Origin of the sequence: Prevotella sp. CAG:592 (assembly GCF_000436015.1) — a bacterium.
Classification (GTDB): Bacteria; Bacteroidota; Bacteroidia; order Bacteroidales; family Bacteroidaceae; genus Prevotella; species Prevotella pectinovora.
In genome coordinates this window covers 798-1,532 of sequence record NZ_FR892619.1, presented here as the reverse complement: position 1 = coordinate 1,532, position 735 = coordinate 798, and the positions used below count along the sequence as shown (strand labels likewise).

At 41.6% G+C, this 735-nt stretch carries 1 protein-coding gene; it reads left to right on the top strand.

Annotation, left to right across the window (positions count from 1 at the left end):
- Window positions 1–257: 257 nt before the first annotated feature.
- The coding region (locus QVO99_RS08780; protein ID WP_288177097.1) for a choice-of-anchor J domain-containing protein at window positions 258–735 on the top strand (478 nt) is incomplete at its 3' end.

The following is a 735-nucleotide window of genomic DNA, read 5'->3' as shown; positions in this document are numbered from 1 at the left end:
TATTTTTGTTCTAATTTTTTCTATTATTTTTTTGTTATATTAAAATATTTATTACTTTTGCATCCAGTACTATACAGATTGCTGCATGTTTTTCTATAAAAAACTAAAAACGGTGCATGTCCTATAGAAAGGAAGACGAAAACAGAAGGAAATCAGAGCATACCTTGTTGCATCCCTATGGAATAACGAAGAAACACGACATATCGACATATTTGGAAAATAACTTAAACATATACTAATTTTTAAACTTTTTATTTATGAGAAAGACGTTACAAAGAACATTCGGACTTCTCTTCTTCGCGCTTGTTGGCGTGATGACGGGAACGGCCCAGAACTCTTTCCCGTATTCAGTCGATTTCACGACGGCTGGCGACCTCGCCGGCTGGACAGCCGTGGATGACAGTCCTACGAAGGGAGTTACTTGGGAGTATGGAACGGGAGCGTACAGTCAGGCAGAAGCTGCTTATAAGATGTGCGCTATCATGAAAGAAGATGCTGCTTCTAAGCATGTTGATTATCTCGTTTCTCCAGAGTTTACCGCTACGGCAGGTGCTACCTATTACATCAGCATCAAGGCCCAGTATAAAGGTTATGCAATGTGTGGCGTGCAGGTAGGCAAGAGCGCTACCGACATGTCGGCAAACTCAGTGATAAGTGATAACGTTTCGAGCTCGTTCGGCAAATATGGTAAAGGTTGGTTCGATTATAAGGGTGTTGAGCGCGCCAAAACGGCTA